This window comes from Pseudomonas sp. stari2 (assembly GCF_040760005.1).
Lineage (GTDB): Bacteria > Pseudomonadota > Gammaproteobacteria > Pseudomonadales > Pseudomonadaceae > Aquipseudomonas.
Genome location: NZ_CP099760.1, coordinates 927,633 through 944,937, shown reverse-complemented (window position 1 = coordinate 944,937; position 17,305 = coordinate 927,633). Strand labels below are relative to the sequence as shown.

Annotated in this window: 17 protein-coding genes; 11 read left to right on the top strand and 6 right to left on the bottom strand. The window is 61.8% G+C overall.

The annotated features are described in order from the left end of the window. The first annotated feature begins 40 nt into the window (after positions 1-40). Positions 41-1,711, top strand: coding sequence for a ShlB/FhaC/HecB family hemolysin secretion/activation protein (locus NH234_RS04185; protein ID WP_085732764.1), 1,671 nt, complete (start codon positions 41-43; stop codon positions 1,709-1,711). Positions 1,712-1,792: 81 nt separating this feature from the next. On the opposite strand, the gene NH234_RS04180 is transcribed toward NH234_RS04185, so the two are convergent. From NH234_RS04180 to NH234_RS04170, 3 genes are all read right to left on the bottom strand, one after another. Next, positions 1,793-2,200 carry a response regulator gene (locus NH234_RS04180; protein ID WP_085732763.1) on the bottom strand — a complete coding sequence of 136 codons (408 nt, stop codon included), beginning with the start codon at positions 2,198-2,200 and terminating at the stop codon, positions 1,793-1,795. Positions 2,201-2,263: 63 nt separating this feature from the next. Beyond that, positions 2,264-2,476: a Flp family type IVb pilin gene (locus NH234_RS04175; RefSeq protein ID WP_085732762.1), complete on the bottom strand. Its 213-nt coding sequence runs from the start codon at positions 2,474-2,476 to the stop codon at positions 2,264-2,266. Positions 2,477-2,593: 117 nt separating this feature from the next. Then, on the bottom strand, positions 2,594-2,803 hold the full coding sequence (locus NH234_RS04170) for a Flp family type IVb pilin (RefSeq protein WP_085711257.1): 210 nt from the start codon (positions 2,801-2,803) through the stop codon (positions 2,594-2,596). A gap of 331 nt (positions 2,804-3,134) precedes the next feature. Between NH234_RS04170 and cpaB the strand changes: the two genes are divergently transcribed. Genes cpaB through NH234_RS04130 form a run of 8 tightly spaced genes read left to right on the top strand, consistent with a single transcriptional unit; the run spans position 3,135 to position 10,606 of the window. Then, positions 3,135-4,076, top strand: coding sequence for a Flp pilus assembly protein CpaB (gene cpaB / locus NH234_RS04165; RefSeq protein WP_367255689.1), 942 nt, complete (start codon positions 3,135-3,137; stop codon positions 4,074-4,076). A 20-nt stretch (positions 4,077-4,096) separates the two neighbouring features. After that, positions 4,097-5,320 carry a type II and III secretion system protein family protein gene (locus tag NH234_RS04160; protein WP_085732760.1) on the top strand — a complete coding sequence of 408 codons (1,224 nt, stop codon included), beginning with the start codon at positions 4,097-4,099 and terminating at the stop codon, positions 5,318-5,320. Further along, complete coding sequence (locus NH234_RS04155; protein ID WP_085732759.1) at positions 5,317-6,528, top strand: pilus assembly protein; 1,212 nt, start codon at positions 5,317-5,319, stop codon at positions 6,526-6,528. The genes NH234_RS04160 and NH234_RS04155 overlap by 4 nt, the downstream gene beginning before the upstream one ends. Next, positions 6,525-7,793: a CpaF family protein gene (locus tag NH234_RS04150; protein WP_085732758.1), complete on the top strand. Its 1,269-nt coding sequence runs from the start codon at positions 6,525-6,527 to the stop codon at positions 7,791-7,793. The genes NH234_RS04155 and NH234_RS04150 overlap by 4 nt, the downstream gene beginning before the upstream one ends. A gap of 18 nt (positions 7,794-7,811) precedes the next feature. Then, a complete protein-coding gene (locus NH234_RS04145; protein ID WP_367255688.1) occupies positions 7,812-8,696 on the top strand; it encodes a type II secretion system F family protein in 885 nt (294 codons plus the stop codon). Between the two features lies 1 nt (position 8,697). Further along, complete coding sequence (locus tag NH234_RS04140) at positions 8,698-9,579, top strand: type II secretion system F family protein (RefSeq protein WP_367255687.1); 882 nt, start codon at positions 8,698-8,700, stop codon at positions 9,577-9,579. Positions 9,580-9,594: 15 nt separating this feature from the next. Next, complete coding sequence (locus NH234_RS04135) at positions 9,595-10,317, top strand: tetratricopeptide repeat protein (protein ID WP_085732755.1); 723 nt, start codon at positions 9,595-9,597, stop codon at positions 10,315-10,317. Between the two features lie 16 nt (positions 10,318-10,333). Beyond that, positions 10,334-10,606, top strand: a complete 273-nt coding sequence (locus tag NH234_RS04130) for a DUF3613 domain-containing protein (protein WP_085711249.1) — start codon at positions 10,334-10,336, stop codon at positions 10,604-10,606. 50 nt (positions 10,607-10,656) lie between these two features. Here NH234_RS04130 and NH234_RS04125 read toward each other — a convergent pair whose 3' ends face one another. Beyond that, entirely contained in the window at positions 10,657-11,433 is a 777-nt protein-coding gene (locus NH234_RS04125; protein ID WP_367255686.1) for a response regulator, read from the bottom strand. A 125-nt stretch (positions 11,434-11,558) separates the two neighbouring features. After that, a complete protein-coding gene (locus tag NH234_RS04120; RefSeq protein ID WP_085732754.1) occupies positions 11,559-12,029 on the bottom strand; it encodes a prepilin peptidase in 471 nt (156 codons plus the stop codon). A gap of 75 nt (positions 12,030-12,104) precedes the next feature. On the opposite strand from NH234_RS04120, the gene NH234_RS04115 reads away from it, so the two are divergent. Both NH234_RS04115 and NH234_RS04110 read left to right on the top strand, forming a co-directional pair. Then, positions 12,105-12,551, top strand: coding sequence for a TadE/TadG family type IV pilus assembly protein (locus tag NH234_RS04115; protein ID WP_085732753.1), 447 nt, complete (start codon positions 12,105-12,107; stop codon positions 12,549-12,551). Then, the gene (locus NH234_RS04110) at positions 12,548-15,298 is read left to right on the top strand and encodes an ATP-binding protein (RefSeq protein WP_367255685.1); all 2,751 of its coding nucleotides are present in this window, start codon (positions 12,548-12,550) and stop codon (positions 15,296-15,298) included. The genes NH234_RS04115 and NH234_RS04110 overlap by 4 nt, the downstream gene beginning before the upstream one ends. Here the strand turns inward: NH234_RS04110 and NH234_RS04105 are convergent. After that, positions 15,295-17,292, bottom strand: coding sequence for a pilus assembly protein TadG-related protein (locus NH234_RS04105; protein ID WP_367255684.1), 1,998 nt, complete (start codon positions 17,290-17,292; stop codon positions 15,295-15,297). The genes NH234_RS04110 and NH234_RS04105 overlap by 4 nt on opposite strands. Positions 17,293-17,305: the final 13 nt, after the last annotated feature.

Below are 17,305 nucleotides of genomic sequence, written 5' to 3'. Positions count from 1 at the left end.
AAACCCTGCCCGGTGCTGCGGTTTGAACATGGAGTGTCCTATGCGCGTTATGGCATCCCTGCTGTTCCTCAGTCTCAGTTCCACTGCTCTCGCCGACACCCTGCCCAGCTTTCTCAACAGCAACGAAACGATCCGCAACCTGCCGGTGCCGAACCTGCCTGCCGACGCCTACCGTCCGGGCGCCGCGCCACTGCAGGTTCCGGAACCCGGTGCCGCAGCTACCGAGCCGCTGATGATGAGCACGAAGCTCAACCTGAAAACCGTACAGATCGAAGGCGGCACGATCTACCCGCTCAACGAACTGGCAGAGATCTACAAACCCCTGATCGGCCATGAGTCCAGCCTCGCCGACCTGATCGAAGCCACCCGCAATATCACCCGACGCTACCAGAATGACGGCTACCTGCTGTCCTATGCGTTCCTGCCGCAACAGACCTTCGATGACGGCGCGGCGCGGGTAGTTCTGGTGGAAGGTTACGTGCGGGATGTTCAGGTCCAGGGTGATATTGGTCGAGTCAAAGGCCTGCTCGACAAACTGACGGCAAAGATCCAGGCCGAACGCCCATTGACCCGCAAGACCTTCGAGCGCTACACCACACTGATGACGCGTATTCCCGGCGTGACGATCCAGGCCCAGGTGCCACCGCCAGGCACCACCGACGGCGCAACCACACTGGTTGCCCAGGCCAGTCGCAAGCCGTTCACCAGCAACCTGAGCACCACCGAAGACAACCGCAACGGCACCCAGGCCTTGCTGGGTGTCAGCAGCAATTCACAGACCTCGATGGGCGAACAGTTGAGCCTCAGCGGTCTGTTTCCGCCTGGCGATGATCACGAGCATTACTATCGACTGGACTACAACCAGTTCCTCGGCGACGAGGGCACGCAACTGAGTCTGTCCGCCTCGCGCTATCGCGCCGACCCAGGCACCAATGTGCGGCTGAACAACGGTCTGGAACTCAAGCCGCACCGCGAAAACGACCGGTACTCGATCGGCTTCAGCGTGCCACTGATTGCTGCCTCCAGCGAACTGTTGACGGCCGGACCACGTCTCTACGCGGTCAACGACAAGACCCGCTACAACGTCATTGGCTACCCGCTCAGCGTCGAAGAACGCACCGACATCCGCGCCCTCGCCTTCGAAAGCGACTGGCGCAAGGCCGACGCCCGGCAACTGCGGATTCTCAGCGGTGGTGTGTATCAAGGGCTGGACAGCATGGGGGCGCACACCAACAACAGCGCCATCGATCTCAACTTCCTGCGTCTGCGGCTTTCCGGGGTGCAGAGCGACAAGTTCTTCGACAATTGGCAAGGTGTGCTGTCGGGCGCGCTCTACTGGAGCGACGACACCCTGCCCGACAGCGAGCGTGCGGTGTTTGGCGGGCAAAATTTCGGTCGCGGCTACCCCGACGATCAGGCATCCGGCGACAAGGGTTGGGGGGTGGCTTACGAGGTCAACTACAGCTTCAACCGCGACGGCAACTGGGTGCGCATCCTGCAACCCTATGTCGTGCTCGATCGTTCGCGCAGCTGGTTCAACCAGTTGCCGGTGCAGGCCAACAGTCTGTCTTCGGCAGCGGTGGGCCTGCGGTTCGGTGATGCCAAGTACTACAACATTGCGCTGGAGGCGGCCAAACCGATGTCGGATGAAGCACTGGATACCTACAACCGCCGGCCGCGCTACAGCATCAGCTTCAGCTATCAGTTGTAGCCATCGGGCGTCGGGGTGAAGTTCTTTCGCAGTGACCGTCAGCCTTGAGACCGCTGACGGTCACCGCAGCGGTCTCAGGATTCAGGAAACATTGACCCTGGGTTTGGGAAACAGGTTGTCGAGGGTTTCCAGCAGCCGCACGTGATAGATCGGCTTGCGGAACAGGTCCAGCACCTGCAGGCGCAGCATGTCACTGACGTCTTCCATGTCCGCATGCCCCGAGGTCACGATCACCGGCAGATGCTGACGCGAGGTGTGTTCGCGCAGGCGCTTGATCAGCGACATGCCGCTCTCTTCGGGCATGCGCAGATCGGTGATCACCAGGGCGATGTCGGGATGACGGGTCAGATGATGAAGGGCGAGCTTCACCGAGGTCGCGGTATGACAGACGAAGCCCTCGCCCTCCAGCAACTCCGCCAACTCCAGCAATGCGTCCTCTTCATCGTCAACCAGAAGCAACTGTTGGCGGGGCAGTGAAGAAGCAGTCATTGGTCAATCCCTGAGAAGCTGAAGGTGGAACCGAGTGTAGTGCGAGATTCGCCACCCATCGAGTCAGGGCAACTGCGTCGGCGCAGTCTGTGCCGTACCACCCAGGGCCACGAGGATGTTGTTGAAGATCGCCAGCACCTTGGTGCCTACCGGCGTCACGAACACCACAACCACAATGGCGACCATCGCCACGACAATTGCGTACTCGATGGCCGACGCGGCTTCAGTGCTTGCCAGGAAAGACCGGGCACGCATCATCAGGTAATCGAAGAGCATGGACATTCTCCTTCATGCCCGGGATTTACCGGGCACCGGAAAGCCAATGATCGGGGCAATGCCTGAACGCTCCTGCTCGGCAGCAGACAGGCATCGACAGAGGAAGAGAGCGTTCGGTCAAGGTATGCCGGGCTTGGTCGGAGCAGTGCCGCCGAGCGAGGTCAGGATCGCGCTGAAAATATTGAAGACCTTGGTGCCCATCGGTGTCACGAACACGACGACCACCACCGCCACCATCGCTACCACGATCGCGTACTCGATAGCCGAAGCCCCTTCCTCACTCTTGAAAAACAAACGGGCCCTGGCCAACAGATAATCGAGAATCATACGTTCACTCCTTTGCGCTCCCGGCGCCGATGTCGCTACAGCGGCAATGCTTCCACCGTGCCATCTGAGCATTGTCAACAAACCACCCGTCAACAACTGTAAGAACGGATTAATCCCAAAGCATTAATCGCTTCGTCTTTCTACCCATTTCGACTGCTAATTGGCCAACCCCCATACTTTCGTAGGTTATTTGCCGGCCAGTAATGGCGTTTTGGCTTGTTTCAGCTAGCGTGGAAATAGCGAAATAGTTGGATGTTCATAGCTGCCTGATTGCGATGTTCCCTTGGTTGGAAGTGCGGGCTGGTAGTGCAGCAGGAAAGGGAGAGCCGTCATGAACAGTCGTGTCACCATGGGTCTTGCCGCCGTGCTTCTGTTGGGGGCCATTGTCGTCGGCTACTGGGGCCTGGTGCTCAGCCGGCAACCGGCACCGGTTGCCGAGGCACCCGCGCCTGCGGTGGTCACCGTGGAAAAGACCGTCGCCGCCGCCGAAGACCAGACCCGCCAGCCTGTGGTGGTGCTGGTGCATGACGTTCCGCCGTTCACCCCCCTCACCGCTGCCGACCTGGCCATCGAAAAACTGCGCAGCGCCCCCGCCGGCAGCCTGAGCGCCATCGATCAGGCCGTGGGCCGCACGCCGTGGCGCCACCTGAGCGCCGGCACCTGGCTCAACGCTGAAAGCTTCGAAGCGGGCGGTGCGCTGGCACGCATGATCCACAGCGACGAGCGCGCGCTGGCGGTGTCGGTGGATGAAGTGATCGGTGCCGCCGGACAACTGATGCCCGGCGACTACGTCGATGTGTTGCTGTACCTGCGCCAGGACGCCAGCAACCCACAACAGTCGGCGCAGATCGCGGTGCCGGCGATGCGCGTACTCGGCGTCGGCGAACAGTACGGCCTGACCAACGATGGTCAGCCAGCCTCCCCTGCGCTGAGTGCCGATGACAAGCTCAAACAGGATCAGCGCCGGATCGCTGCGCGCACCGTGGTGCTGGCGGTACCGGAACAACTGCTGAGCCGGATGATGCTCGCCACCCAGGTCGGCACCTTGCGTCTGGCAGTGCGCAGCAGTGAGGAACAGCGCCTGGCCAAATACTGGGCCGGCGAAAACCAGGCACCGGACAAACTGGTCGCCGCCAACAGCCAGCTCTTCCAGTTCACCCAGCTTGCCCTCGGCACTGCGCCGAAAATCCCGTCCAGTGGCGAGCACACTGGGGCAGCGCGGCCGGCGGTGGAAGTGATTCGCGGCAATCAGATCACCCAACAGAATCCATGACAGAGCAAGGATCCAAGTGCATGCAGAGTCGTTTCTGGCCGACCTTCAATCCCCTGCTCCGGGCCTTGTTGTTGACGGGACTGTCGATCAGCGCCGCGCAGGCGGCCACCGGTAACTGTTCGGCCCTGAGCCGTTTGCCGCCGGTAATCGAAGTCAATGAAGGCTGGCAAAAGGATCTGCAATCGCCGGTCGCAATCACCCGCCTGGCCATCGGCGATCCGAAAATCGCCGATGTGCACGCCACCGGCAACTCGTCGTTCCTGCTCACGGGTGTAGCCCCCGGCGCCACCAGCCTGATGGTCTGGACCGGCTGCTCCAGCGAGCCGCGCCAGAGCATGGTGTTTGTCCAGGGTGCCGCCACGAACGCCCTCACCGGCGCCGGCCCGTTGCCTTCAGATGATGCGCAGCTGCCTTCGCAGGTACAGACCGATATTCGTTTCGTTGAAGTCAGCCGCACCAAACTCAAGCAGGCCTCGGCCAAACTGATCGGCACCCGTGGCAACTTCCTGTTCGGCTCCCCCGGAACACTGCCACCCATCGATGGTGTGCCGCAGCCGCGACTGCCGGTGGACAACTCGCTGTTCAACTTCTCGTGGATCGGCGGCAATACCATGGCGATCATCAACGCCCTTGAAGGCAGCGGTTTCGCCTACACCCTGGCACGGCCCAGTCTGGTGGCGCTGAACGGGCAAAGCGCGAGCTTCCTCGCGGGCGGGCAGATCCCGATTCCGGTTCCCAGCGCCGGCAGCGACAGCGTGTCCATCGAATACAAGGAGTTCGGCATCCGCCTGACCCTGACGCCCACGATCATCAGCCACGACCGCATCGCCCTGAAAGTCGCACCGGAAGTCAGCGAGCTGGACTTCAGCAATTCCGTGCAAATCGCCGGCACCACGGTGCCGGCGCTGACCATCCGCCGCACCGACACCAGCATTTCCCTCGCTGACGGCGAGAGTTTTGTCATCAGCGGTTTGATCAGCACCACCAACAGTTCCCAGGTCGACAAGTTTCCGGGGCTGGGCGATATCCCGGTGCTCGGGGCGTTTTTCAAAAGCTCGCAGATCAAGCGCGAAGAGCGCGAGCTACTGATGATCGTCACGCCGCACCTGGTGCGACCGTTGTCGGCGGAAGCGCAGTTGCCGTCGTTGCCGGGCGAAAAACTGCGCAACTACGACCCGAATTTCTACCGCATGTTCTTCCTGGAAAATGGCAACTTCGACAAGCGCAGCGGGTTGTCCCAATGAGCCAGAACCTGAGTCAGACCTTTCTCGCCATCACCCGCAACAGCACCGATCTGGAGTGGCTGCAAAGCGCCCTCGCGCCCTTGGGCCAAGTGGTCAGCGCCGGCGCCGGCAGCCTCGATGAATTGCTCGCATTGGTGGATGTCACCTTCGCCAGCCTGGTGTTCGTCGGCCTCGATCGCGAACACGTGGTAGCCCAAAGCGCGCTGATCGAAGGCGCGCTGGAGGCCAAGCCGATGCTGGCGATCGTGGCCCTCGGCGACGGTATGGATAACCAGCTGGTGCTCAACGCCATGCGCGCCGGGGCTCGGGATTTTGTCGCCTACGGTTCACGCTCCAGCGAAGTGGCCGGGCTGGTGCGCCGTTTGAGCAAACGCATGCCGCCGGTAACCCACAACACGCAACTGGGTGGTCTGACGGTCTTGTACGGCGTGCAGAGCAGTTCCGACGGCGCATTACTGTCCAATCACATGGCGCTGGTGGTGCAAAAAAGCGGGCAGCAGACGCTGCTGCTGGACCTTGGCCTGCCCCGTGGCGACAGCCTGGCGCTGTTGGGGCTGGAGAGTTCGTTCCACTTCGGCGATGCCTTGCGTCACTTGCGCAGACTCGATGCGACGCTGATCGACAGCGCGTTCACCAGCACCGAAGCGGGGTTGCGGATTCTGGCGTACGCCGACAATGACGAACCGCTGGAGAGCACCAGTGCCGCCGAGCTGTTCATGTTGCTCAGCGCCTTGCGCCAGCACTTCCAGCACATTGTCGTGAACCTCACCGGCCAGCCTGACAGCGAAGCCCTGCGCACCTTCGTCAGCCATTGCGACAAGCTGATCTGGTACACCGACCAGAGCGTTCTGGATTGCCGGCGCAACCTGGCAGTGTTCAATCTGTGGCGGGAAAAAGGCATGAAGCTCGATCACGGACGGCTGTTGGTCGACCGCTATCTGAGCAACGTCGCGCCGGATGCGGACACCCTGGGCAAAACCTTCAATCTGGAAGTGATCGCGGTGCTGGCCTTGAGTCCGGAACTGCGCATGAATGCCAAGAACCAAGGCGTCAGCCTGTTTGATCTGGCCCCCCGGGAAAAACTCACCCAGAGCCTGCGGGCACTTGGCGAACGCCTGGCAAAACGTTCCGAAAACATGACCAATCGTTCCGAAAGCCTGGCCAAACCCAAGGCCACCTGGTTCGACCGGTTGCGAGGCACCTCATGAGTCCGGAAAAACTCTTCGGCGCCCCCGCGCAAGGCCAGTCGGGCAACGGAGATCACGAAGGCCTGAAACTGGTCCTGCATCGCTACATCATCGATGCCATCGAGGAGTCCGGGAAAAACCTGCTGGAAGGTTCGCGGCAGTTGCTCGCGCAATTCGTCACCGACAAGGTCGCCGAATACATTGCCCGTTTGCACCTGGCGATTTCACGTTACGAGATGGAACGGCTGGCGGAAGAAATCGTCGATGAACTGACCGGCTTCGGCCCGTTGGAAGTGTTGCTGCGCGACAGCGCCGTGACCGAAATCCTGGTCAACGGCCCGCACCGGGTGTTCATCGAACGCGACGGCGTGCTGCACCAGAGTGACCTGCGCTTCATCGATGCGCATCACGTCGAACGGGTCATGCAGCGTATTCTGGCGCCGCTCGGGCGACGTCTGGACGAGTCCTCGCCAATGGTCGATGCGCGCCTGCCCGACGGCAGCCGGGTCAACGCGATCATTCCGCCAATCGCCCTCGACGGTCCCTGCCTGTCCATTCGAAAATTCCGCAAGGACATGCTCAAGAGCAGCGACCTGATCGCCATGCAGACCATCGACCTGGCGATCTTCGATTGCTTCCAGGAAGCGGTGGGCAAGCGCTGCAACATCCTGATCAGTGGCGGCACGGGCACCGGCAAGACCACGTTGCTGAACATTCTCAGTCAATTGATCAACCCCCACGAACGGCTGGTGACCATTGAAGACGTTGCCGAACTGCAGCTCGGCCACCCGCACGTGGTGCGCCTGGAAACCCGGCCGCCAAACGCTGAAGGTCATGGCGAGGTCAAGGCCAGCGACCTGATTCGCAATGCCCTGCGGATGCGTCCGGACCGGATCATTCTCGGCGAAATCCGTGGCGTCGAAGTGCTCGACGTGCTTACGGCGATGAACACCGGCCACGATGGTTCGATGAGCACGGTGCACGCCAACAACGCCCAGGATGCGTTGCTGCGTCTGGAAACCCTGGTCGGCCTGACCGGTCGCACGGTGGCCGAGCGCACGTTGCGGCAAATGATCTGTGCCGCGCTCGACATGATCATCCAGTTGACCCGCATGCCGGACGGCCGCCGCTGCGTGAGCGAGGTGGTGGAAGTGGTTGGCGTGCGCGAAGACATCTACGTCACCAACACTTTGTTCCGCCTCGATCGACGCACCGGGTTCGGCTTCCTGCGCGAAGCGGTCAATCCGGCCGGCGACAAGTTGCGGCACGAGTCGAGCCTGGGCTGAGCGCATGGAGCTTTCGTCATGATGGGGCCGGTGATTCTCATCGTCATTTGCCTGATGCTGCTGGGGCTGTCGATTCGCCTGTTCCTGCATGGCGTGCGCAAGACCGCCAACGAACGGGTGCTCACGCGACTGGCTGCCGGGCAACCGCAGACAGCACCCGGCAAAACTTCGTGGACGGGGCTTGAACGCATGTTCCTGCGGGCCGGCCTGGGCCGCCCTGGCGAGCGTCTGGGGTTGTGGCTGGCGTTATGTGCCATCGCGATGTTGCTGGGTTACCTGACCGCCGAGTGGATCGGCCTGTTGATCATGATGCTGGCACCTCCCCTGGTGTTGCGCATGTACATCGCGTGGCTCTATCGCCGCCGGCTCAACCGTATGATCGAGCAACTGCCGCAACTGCTGGACCACACGGTGCGCAGCCTCAAATCCGGGCGCACCCTGAACGACGCCGTGCTGGGTGGTATCGACTACAGCGAGGATCCGTTGAAAACCGCAATGGGCCGGGTCCAGCGCAACGTGCAGTTGGGCGTGAACCTGCCGGATGCGGTGAGCGACTTTGCCGAGCTCTACGAACAGGATGAACTGCGCATGTTTGCTCTGGGGCTGAAGGTCAATCACCGCTACGGCGGCAATGCGAGCGAACTGCTGGAAAACCTGATCAAGCTGATCCGCGAACGCGATCAGGGCGCCCGCCAGCTACGCGCCCTGACCGGAGAAACCCGCTTGACCGCGTGGGTGCTGGGATCGCTGCCGATGATCATCGTCAGCTACTTCATGCTGACCAATCCCGGTTACATGCTCGGCATGTGGAAAGACCCCGGCGGCCAGACCATGCTGATCATCGCGGTGGTGTTGCAGGTCATCGGCAGCCTGGCGCTGTGGCGCATGTTGAGGAGCGTCTGAGATGATGATCCTGGCCAGTCTCATGCTGCTCGGGGCGCTGTTGCTGGTAGGCAATCATTTGCTGACCGAACGTCGCCGGGTGCGTCAGGTCAACCAGCGCCTGCTGGGCCATCTGGTGCGCGAGAGCCGCTTGCGTACCTTGTTGCGAGCGCTGGGCAACAGCCGGTTCGGCCAGCGTTCGGTGAGCATGGACAGCGAAACCCAGACCCTGCTCAACCGCCTCGGCTGGCGCCGGGCCAGCGAGCGCTCGCTGTTTGCCGCGTGCCAGATCGGCACGCCGTTACTGGCACTGGGCATCGGTTTGTTTCTGCAGGAAGTGTTCTTTCCCCAGACGCCCAAGGGCTGGCTGGTGCCGATGTTCGCCACCGGCACCGGTTACCTGCTGCCCAAGCGCCTGCTGGCCTATGCCGCCGCCCGGCGGCAGAAAATCATTTCGGTGGAGGTTTCGACGTTCATTCCTCTGCTGCGCATCTTGTTCGAGTCCGGCATGGCGGTCGAACAGGCATTGCGCGTGTTGAGCATCGAGGGGCAGAAACTGCTGCCGGAACTGACCAGCGAATTGCGCCTGATCCTCGCCCGTGTCGATTCGGGGCTGGAGTTGGGCCAGGAGTTGAACAAGGCAGCGGTGATGCTGGCGGTGGATGAGTTCACCGACACCTGCGTGATCCTGCAACAACTGATTCAACAGGGCGGCGGCGCGATGAAATCGCTGCTGGCGCTCAAGCAACTTCTGGATGACCGGCGCCTTACACGCTTGCAGGAATACATCTCGAAGATGTCGGCGAAGATGTCGGTGGTCATGATGCTGTTCCTGTTTCCAGCCTTGCTGATCGTACTGGCGGGCCCCGGATTTACCGCAATCACCCGGGCCTTTGCGTCCTGACATGGAGAGGGTTTGATGAAAACACTGATGGTGGTGGCGAGCCTGTTGCTGCTGGGCGGTTGCGCAACCGATGGTCAGGCGCCGTGGACGGCCATGCTTGCGCCCACCAGTTGCAGCAAGCTGAGCGCCGAGCAGGAGTTGTCGTTGAATCTGGTGGACGATCTGGCCAATGACGGCAAGCTGCACGCCAGCCTGGCCAACCTGCAGGGCCTGCCCGACAACCTTGTAGAGGTGCGTTTGCGCAAGGCCAGGGTCTATCGCCTGCTGGGGCGCAGCGAAGCCGAACCGCTGTATCGCGGCCTGCTCGGCACTTGCCTGAGCGCCGACGCCGAACACGGTCTGGGTCAGCTGTATGCCGCCCGTGGCGATAACGGCCAGGCCCAGGCTCATCTGCAACGTGCCGTTCGACTGGCGCCGACCAATGAAAACATCCACAACGATCTGGGCGTGGTGTACCTCAATCAGCTGCGGCTCGAAGACGCGCGCTTCGAGTTCCTCACGGCCATCGAACTCAAGCAGAACAATCAATTGGCGACGCTGAACCTGATCACCTTGCTGATCTACCAGAACAACTGGCAGCAGGCCGCCGAAATCGTCAGTCGCGCGCACCTGACCCCGGAACAGTTCACCGACGCTCAGGAGCGGGCGGAAAAACTAAAGTCCCCGATCAAGGCAAAACCTGCCACCGACAATCAGGTCGCGGTGGCGGCCGACCCGCAACCGGCGACGATCAAGTGAACCTCAGGGAGGCCACATGAACATCTGCAAAACACTGTGCTGCATGAGCCTGTTGAGCCTGCCGCTCGGCGCGCTGGCCATCGACGCCGGTCCCGCCTCGGCCCAGCAGCAGGAAACCGAAGGCTGGCTGTTGCTGCAAAGCCGCAACAAGGCCGCCTCCCCCGATCCACAGGCGGCCACGGCCACCGAACGAGAGCTGGCCATGCAGCGCTGGCTGAAGAAATACAAATATGACATTCCCGACTTCTATGACCCCGACGCCGGGGGCAAGATCGAGAGGAAGAACTGATTGAAGGTGTCGACGCCCCTGGCCGCACAATGGCGACCAGGAACAAAGAACTAGTGCGCGGTAACCCGCTGCCGCAAAGCTGCGGCACTCGGCGAAAGCGCCAGCGCCAGTTGGGTGCGGTTGTGCATGTGGGTCAGGCGCAGCACCTGCGAGACGTAAAGCTTGACGGTGTTTTCGGTGATGCCCAGCTCGCAGGCGATCTGGTAATTGGTCTGCCCCTTGCCCACCAGACGCGCCACGTCCAGTTGCCGCGGCGACAGCTGATTGAAGATGGCCGGGATCTCCAGCGCATCGGTGTCACCCGATGCCTGCTCACTGACGGGAGCCGGCCCGCGACGCACCTTGTCCAGATCCTGATACAGATCATCGATGGACGACGACAGGTCTTGCAGCTTCTGTTTCAGGTGCCCCAGCTGCAGGGTTTTCTGCCGTTCCTGCAGCACGGCCTCCTGACGCTGCAGGCCTTCGAGCAGTTCGTCCAGGTTGACCGGTTTCTGGTAGTAGTCGGCAATCCCGGCGCGCAACGCCTTGATCACATCCTGCTTGTCGGCGCGGCCGGTGAGCATGATCGCCTCGAACACCCGCGCCTTGCCGGCCTGTCGCTGCAGTTCCTGCACCAGCTGGATGCCGTCGAGGTCCGGCATGTGCAGATCGCACAGCACCAGACCGATCGCCGGATCCTCGGCAAAACGCTCGACGGCCTCTTTGCCGGACCCGCAGGGGACACAGCGATAGCCGCTGCTCTCGAGAAACTCACAGAGCTCCTCGACGATCAGCGCCTGATCATCGACAACGAGGACTTTTACCGCAGATGTAAGCTTGTTCACGTGCCACTCCATGCCCGGGCCAAAACTGACCGTTCCTGTACTGTCAGCCGTTGGCTGTATAACCAGTTCATTAGAAAGTAGACGCACTTTCCGACTATGTACATAAGACTAGTGGCGTTTGGCGACTAATGGATCCAAGGTAGTACGAGCAGGAAACCGATCAGCACGAACGGCGCAAATGGCAGCTTTTTTGACATGGATGGCGCCATATATCGAAGACGATGCCTAAGCCCTTGACTCATATGCAGCCAGACTCTTGGCGCCAGCAGGATCCAGACGACGCTTGCGACACCGGCGCCGATAAAAATCCCGAGCAACGACAGACCGTCTGTCGCAAGGCCAAGGGCTGTCATTAATTTCACATCGCCGGCCCCCATGCGTCCCATGAAATACCCCGGCAGGGTGAACGCCAGCGCCACCAGACAGGCCCAGCCGCCCTGCTCCGCTGCGGCCCCCGTCCAGGTCGTTCCGAAATACAGCAGATAAACCAGTGCCAGGGCGCCAACGCCCAATGTCATGGCGTTGGTGATCCTTCGCTGCCGGGCATCCTGGGCCGCACACAAGGTCAACCAGATCAGAAGAACAAAGCTTTGCATCCGGTAAAAACCGTCCGTTTTGGCTGAATGATTCTATGCTGATACTACGCAGTGACTGTCAGGGTAGACGCACGGATGAAAACCGGCTCTCGGAAGGCGCAAAAAGGCGCGGTGGCGATCGAATTCGCCGTGGTGTTCGTGATCTTCTTCGCGGTGTTTTACGGCCTGGTCAGCTATGCCCTGCCGTTCGTGCTGATGCAGACGTTCAATCAGGCCACCGCTGAAGCGGTACGTCGCAGTGTGGCGGTCGACCCCACGACGCCCAACTACTCGACAGTTGTCGTCAACACCGCCAATGCCGCCCTGACGCAGCAGTTTTCAGGCCTGCCCAGCGCCCTGAACGTCGTGGTCGGCGTGGACACTTCAGCGATCTATGACACGACGCAGGGTACGCTTACCGTCAGCGTCAACTACCCCGTCAGCAAGCTCAATCAGGTCATTCCGTTTCTGGTGTTACCGGGCGTCGGCGCCGTCCCCAGCCTGCCCACCAACCTGACCGCCAGCTCGAGCCTGAAATTTTGACGTCCGGGGACAATCTGTTCGGCCGCCTGCTCAAGCGCGCGCCGCTGGCCGGCGACCTGCCGGACGTGCTCGGCTCGCCCGCGACGGGCCTGCACCTGTACCTCGATGGCGAAGGCGCCGTATTGCAGATGGCCGGCCCCTTGCGCCTGTTGCTGGCACAGCAGATTCCCTATGACAAACCGTTGCCACTGCACGATTTACTGCTACCCCACAGCACACTGGCGATCGAAGGCCGGCCACAGGAATGGCAAGGGCTACTGCTGGACCTGGACTTCCCCGGCCTGGGCGAACAGACCCTGCACCTGCGCGGCTGGGCCCAGCCTCTGGGCAACGGCTGGCTGCTGCAACTGATCGACATTGCCGACCTCTTGTCCGAACGCCGGCAAGCCCATCAGCGCGAGGCGTGCCACAGGATCGCCGAGCAGATCAGCAAGCAGTTGCGCAGTTGCAGCCTGGGACGACTGCCGGTGGTCGTCAGCGATCAACTGCAGATCATCGCCCAGCTCTGGCAGATCCCGTGTGTGGCGCTCGCACTGCTCGATGAACAGGAACTGGGCTGGCAGATTCACTGCCAGTTCCACGCCCACGACGCGCCCGCGCTATGGCACGACGGCCAACGCCTGGGCACGCCGCTGGACAGCCTCAATGGCACCGGCCCGCAACGCCTCGGCGCGCATTATGGCCAGTATGAACACACACGGGTGCAGGGGCTGTTCGGCAATGCCGAGGGTTTCGCCGTGCCCTACAGCGACGATAGAGGCGTGATGGCGTGGCTACTCTGCGGTTTTTACGCCGTCGACAAGACCGCGCCCTATCTGACCGACAGTGACTGGTTGATGCTGGCCGGCGCTCTGGCGGGGCCGTTGCTCGGGCGTTTGCGTGAGCAGCAGCATCAACTGCAACTGGAGCGCCTCGAGTCGTTGCAGACATTGCTGGGCACCGGCTGGTGGGAAATCGGCAGCATTGGCGAACACATTCAGCTGGCCCCGACGCTGGCCGTCACCCTGCAACAGGACAGCTCGACGCTGCCCCTGGAACACTGGCTGAACCTGATCCACCCCGCTGACCGCGAAGAGGTGCGCAGCCGACTGCAAGCCCTGCAGATACATGGGGAAATCCTCGATCTGTGCGTGCGTCTGCATCGACCCGATGCCAGTCAGACGCCCGCGTGGTATCGCCTTCAGGGGCAGGTCAGCGGCACCGGCGATCACCGCCGGCTGGCGGGCTTCATGCTGGACATCAGCGACATCAAGAACCAGCAGCAACTGGCCGCTGCGGCCCATGCGCGGCTGGACAATCTGATCGCCAGCTCGCCGGCGGTCATCTATGTCCAGCACTACGTCGAAGGGGCCTTGCTGCCGGCGTTTTTCAGCGCCAGTCTGCAACCGCTGCTGGGCTGGAGCCTGGAAGACTGCGATGCCGGTGCGTTGGTGGAGCGGATACACCCGGATGATCGGCCCCTGTATTTCGAACGCACCCGCCAACTGTTGCGCGAAGGTTCGGTACGCGCCCGCTATCGCCTTCGCGACAGTCACGGCGATTACCACTGGCTGCTCGACGAAGCCCGCCTGCTGCGCAATGACCTCGGGCTGCCGGTGGAAGCCGTTGGGCTCTGGCTGGATGTCACCGAAGCAACGTTGGCCGCCGAACAAGTCAGACAGAGTGAAGAACGCTACCGGATTCTGGTGGAAGACTCGCCAGCGATGATCTGCCGTTATCGTCCGGACCTGATCCTGACCTTCGGCAACCGTCCTTTGGCGAAGTATCTGGAATGCGCGCCCGAAGATTTACCCGGGGTCAATCTGGGCAGTTGGATGTCGGACGTACAACGTGCAGACTTCGTCGAGCGTCTGGCGTTGTTGACCCCGGAGTCCCCCGTCAGCACCGCCGAAATCAACCTGCAATTGCCGGGGCGCGAGCATGCATGGTGGGTGTGGTCGGATCGCGGCGTGTTCGATGAGCACGGCAAACTGATCGAAGTGCAAGCCGTTGGCCGCGACAACACCGAAGTGCGCCGCTCCCAACAACAACTCACGCAAAGCGCAAAAATGGCCACCCTCGGCGAAATGGCCACAGGTCTCGCCCATGAAATCAATCAGCCGTTGAACGTCATGCGCATGGCCATCGTCAACGTGCAGAAGCGCCTGAGCAACGGCGATGTGCAGATCGACTACCTGACCGACAAACTCAACCGCATCGACGCCCAGGTCCAGCGCGCCGCGAAAGTAGTGGACCACATGCGAGTGTTCGGCCGTCGCTCGGAGATCGAACAACAGCTGTTCAACCCGGCCAGCGCCATCGAAGGCACGCTGTCGTTGTTGGCCGAAGGCATGCGCGGCAAAGGCGTGGATTTGCGCATCAGTGAAACCCCGTTCGAGGTTCAGGTGCGCGGTTACGTCGATCAGTTGGAGCAGGTGTTGATCAACCTGATGGTCAACGCCCGGGATGCGTTGCTGGGCAAGCGCGAGTCTGACTCAGGGTTCAAACCCTGGATCTCGATCTATGCCGAGCACGACGAGCAGAAGGTGCGACTGTGGGTCGAGGACAATGGTGGCGGTATCGATCCGCGTCTGCTTGAGCGGATATTCGAGCCGTTCTTCACCACCAAACCGGTGGGTGTCGGCACCGGTCTGGGGTTGTCGGTGAGTTACGGGATCATTGAAAACATGGGCGGTCACCTCAGTGTGCGCAACTCGCTGGACGGCGCACGCTTTTGCATCGAACTGCCGATCGCCACCGACGACTAGATCACCAGATAAGCCTTGCCGGTCTGGCCGCAGGTCATGTTGGCGCCGACGTCCACGTCCATCAGATTGATCCCCAGTCCACTGAGCAAATTGTTGAGCAGCGGATCCAGCAGAGGGCTGACCAGATTGGTGATCAGCGGTTGCAGGATCGTCGTCACATCGCTGATCAGGCTGGCGACACCGGTAACGATAGCACCCAGCGGGTTGCTGCCCTGCGGCTTGTAAACGATCAGATTGATCCCGGCCAAGGTGCTCGCCAGGCTGTTGACGATGTTGCTGGTGGGTGCGACGGAAATCACGCTCGGCGGCAGCTTCAGGTTGGGCGGCGTGGCAAACGGCGTGCCGCTGGAAAACACCAGATCCTGGGTGTTTTTCGCCACTTGGGTATCGACCATGATCGCAATGCCGCCGGCGCCGTATTGCACGTGGGTGCTCGGGTCGCAAGTGCCGATTCCAAGGATTTTGTGGCACGTCACGATGCCCAGATCCACCAACGGCAGCGGGGTGACCGTGGGCTCGGCAGAAGAAGAAAAGGCGTTGGTCGGGTCGATCTTGCCCAGTTTGAGATCGGCGACGGAGGTGATGGTGTGGGCCGTCAGGCTCTTGGTCCCGGTGTTGCCGGTGGGGCAGCTGTAGTCGGTGACGTAACTGATGGCGCCCCCGGCATCGAGGCTGATGTCGATTTCCGGCGAGGGCAGCAGCAGTGGGTCCAATTGCTGGCAACCTGCACCGAGCAGGCAGCCCACCGAGTTCAGGGTGGCGACCAGATTCAGGCTGAGCAGTGCATTTAGTGTCGGGGTCAGGGTTCCGACCAGTCCCAGCACGGCGTTGGTCAGCCCGGCAACCCCGGACAACACCGGCAGATTCACCGAAAGCATCGTGCGGATCTGCGCGGTGCGCACGTAAATCCGGTTCGGCCCGGTGGGGTTGGCCTTGGCCAGCGCCGGATCACCGATAGCGGAGAACTGCGGCGGCTCGATGACCTTGACCCGCACCGTGACATTCGCCAGCCCCAGCACGCTGATCGGCAGGGTGGCGGCCACCGCGCTGTTGCTGTTGGCCAGCTGGATCACGCCCTGGATCAGTTGCAGCAGTTGCAGATTGGCGTCGAGCCCGGCCGCCGTGGTGCCGGTCTGCAATTGCAGGATATCGCCCAGCTTGAGTGGCGCGGCATTGATCGCCGCGACTTGCAGTTGCCCCAGCGCGGTAATCACGTCGGCGGTTGCGCCATTGAGCTGGACCACCGTAATCGCGGCCTGGATCAATTGCGTCACGGTGGTCTGGGTATTGAGCAACTGAGTGTAGTTGCCGGCGGCGACGTTGAGGTTGATCGCCAGTTGATTCAGATAACTGAGCAGATTGATGTCGGTGTTGAGCAGGCCGTTCCAGCCCACCGCCGTCAGATTCACATTGCCGCCCAGCAAGCCGGAGACCAGCGGGTTGAGAATGCTCGACTGAGCGGTGCTGATGTTGGCCAGGTTGCTGCGGATATTCAGTTGGGCCACGGTGGGCTGGGGTTGCGCGGCCACGGCCGAGGCATAGAGCACGGTGTTGAGGCTCAGCGGTGTGCCGCTGAAGAGTGACTGCACACCACCGGCGAAACTGGTGGTCACGGTGTGGTTGGCCGCGACCTTGACCGCCACCGCCTGAGTGGCGTCCACGCTGAACGTGCGCAAACCGCTGGAGGCCGTTACCAGTGTGCCGCAGTCGACCACCAGCACATTATTCGCGTCCGTGACAAAACCGTTGCGTGTCGCACTTTGCCCCGCGTAACTGGCCGCCGTGAGGCCCGGCAGGCAGTTGCCGCCACGGCTGACCGCCTCCAGCGCCGCGTTATCCACCAGCCGCTGCAATTTGCGTTGTTCCATGTACAGACGGCCGGTGTCCACCACCAGCAACATCAGGATCAGCGCGAGGCTGAGGGTCGCGGCCGCCATCAAGCCGATGGCCCCGCGCTGTCGGGCGGGGCCGCGACACTGCGAAAGACGCGACATGGCGCACTCCTTT

Bases quoted from the DNA above. Each gene is read 5' to 3' on its own strand.
- NH234_RS04185 (WP_085732764.1), top strand. From the start codon at position 41: ATGCGCGTTATGGCATCCCTGCTGTTCCTCAGTCTCAGTTCCACTGCT.
- NH234_RS04180 (WP_085732763.1), bottom strand. From the start codon at position 2,200: ATGACTGCTTCTTCACTGCCCCGCCAACAGTTGCTTCTGGTTGACGAT.
- NH234_RS04175 (WP_085732762.1), bottom strand. From the start codon at position 2,476: ATGCTCTTCGATTACCTGATGATGCGTGCCCGGTCTTTCCTGGCAAGC.
- NH234_RS04170 (WP_085711257.1), bottom strand. From the start codon at position 2,803: ATGATTCTCGATTATCTGTTGGCCAGGGCCCGTTTGTTTTTCAAGAGT.
- cpaB (WP_367255689.1), top strand. From the start codon at position 3,135: ATGAACAGTCGTGTCACCATGGGTCTTGCCGCCGTGCTTCTGTTGGGG.
- NH234_RS04160 (WP_085732760.1), top strand. From the start codon at position 4,097: ATGCAGAGTCGTTTCTGGCCGACCTTCAATCCCCTGCTCCGGGCCTTG.
- NH234_RS04155 (WP_085732759.1), top strand. From the start codon at position 5,317: ATGAGCCAGAACCTGAGTCAGACCTTTCTCGCCATCACCCGCAACAGC.
- NH234_RS04150 (WP_085732758.1), top strand. From the start codon at position 6,525: ATGAGTCCGGAAAAACTCTTCGGCGCCCCCGCGCAAGGCCAGTCGGGC.
- NH234_RS04145 (WP_367255688.1), top strand. From the start codon at position 7,812: ATGATGGGGCCGGTGATTCTCATCGTCATTTGCCTGATGCTGCTGGGG.
- NH234_RS04140 (WP_367255687.1), top strand. From the start codon at position 8,698: ATGATGATCCTGGCCAGTCTCATGCTGCTCGGGGCGCTGTTGCTGGTA.
- NH234_RS04135 (WP_085732755.1), top strand. From the start codon at position 9,595: ATGAAAACACTGATGGTGGTGGCGAGCCTGTTGCTGCTGGGCGGTTGC.
- NH234_RS04130 (WP_085711249.1), top strand. From the start codon at position 10,334: ATGAACATCTGCAAAACACTGTGCTGCATGAGCCTGTTGAGCCTGCCG.
- NH234_RS04120 (WP_085732754.1), bottom strand. From the start codon at position 12,029: ATGCAAAGCTTTGTTCTTCTGATCTGGTTGACCTTGTGTGCGGCCCAG.
- NH234_RS04115 (WP_085732753.1), top strand. From the start codon at position 12,105: ATGAAAACCGGCTCTCGGAAGGCGCAAAAAGGCGCGGTGGCGATCGAA.
- NH234_RS04105 (WP_367255684.1), bottom strand. From the start codon at position 17,292: ATGTCGCGTCTTTCGCAGTGTCGCGGCCCCGCCCGACAGCGCGGGGCC.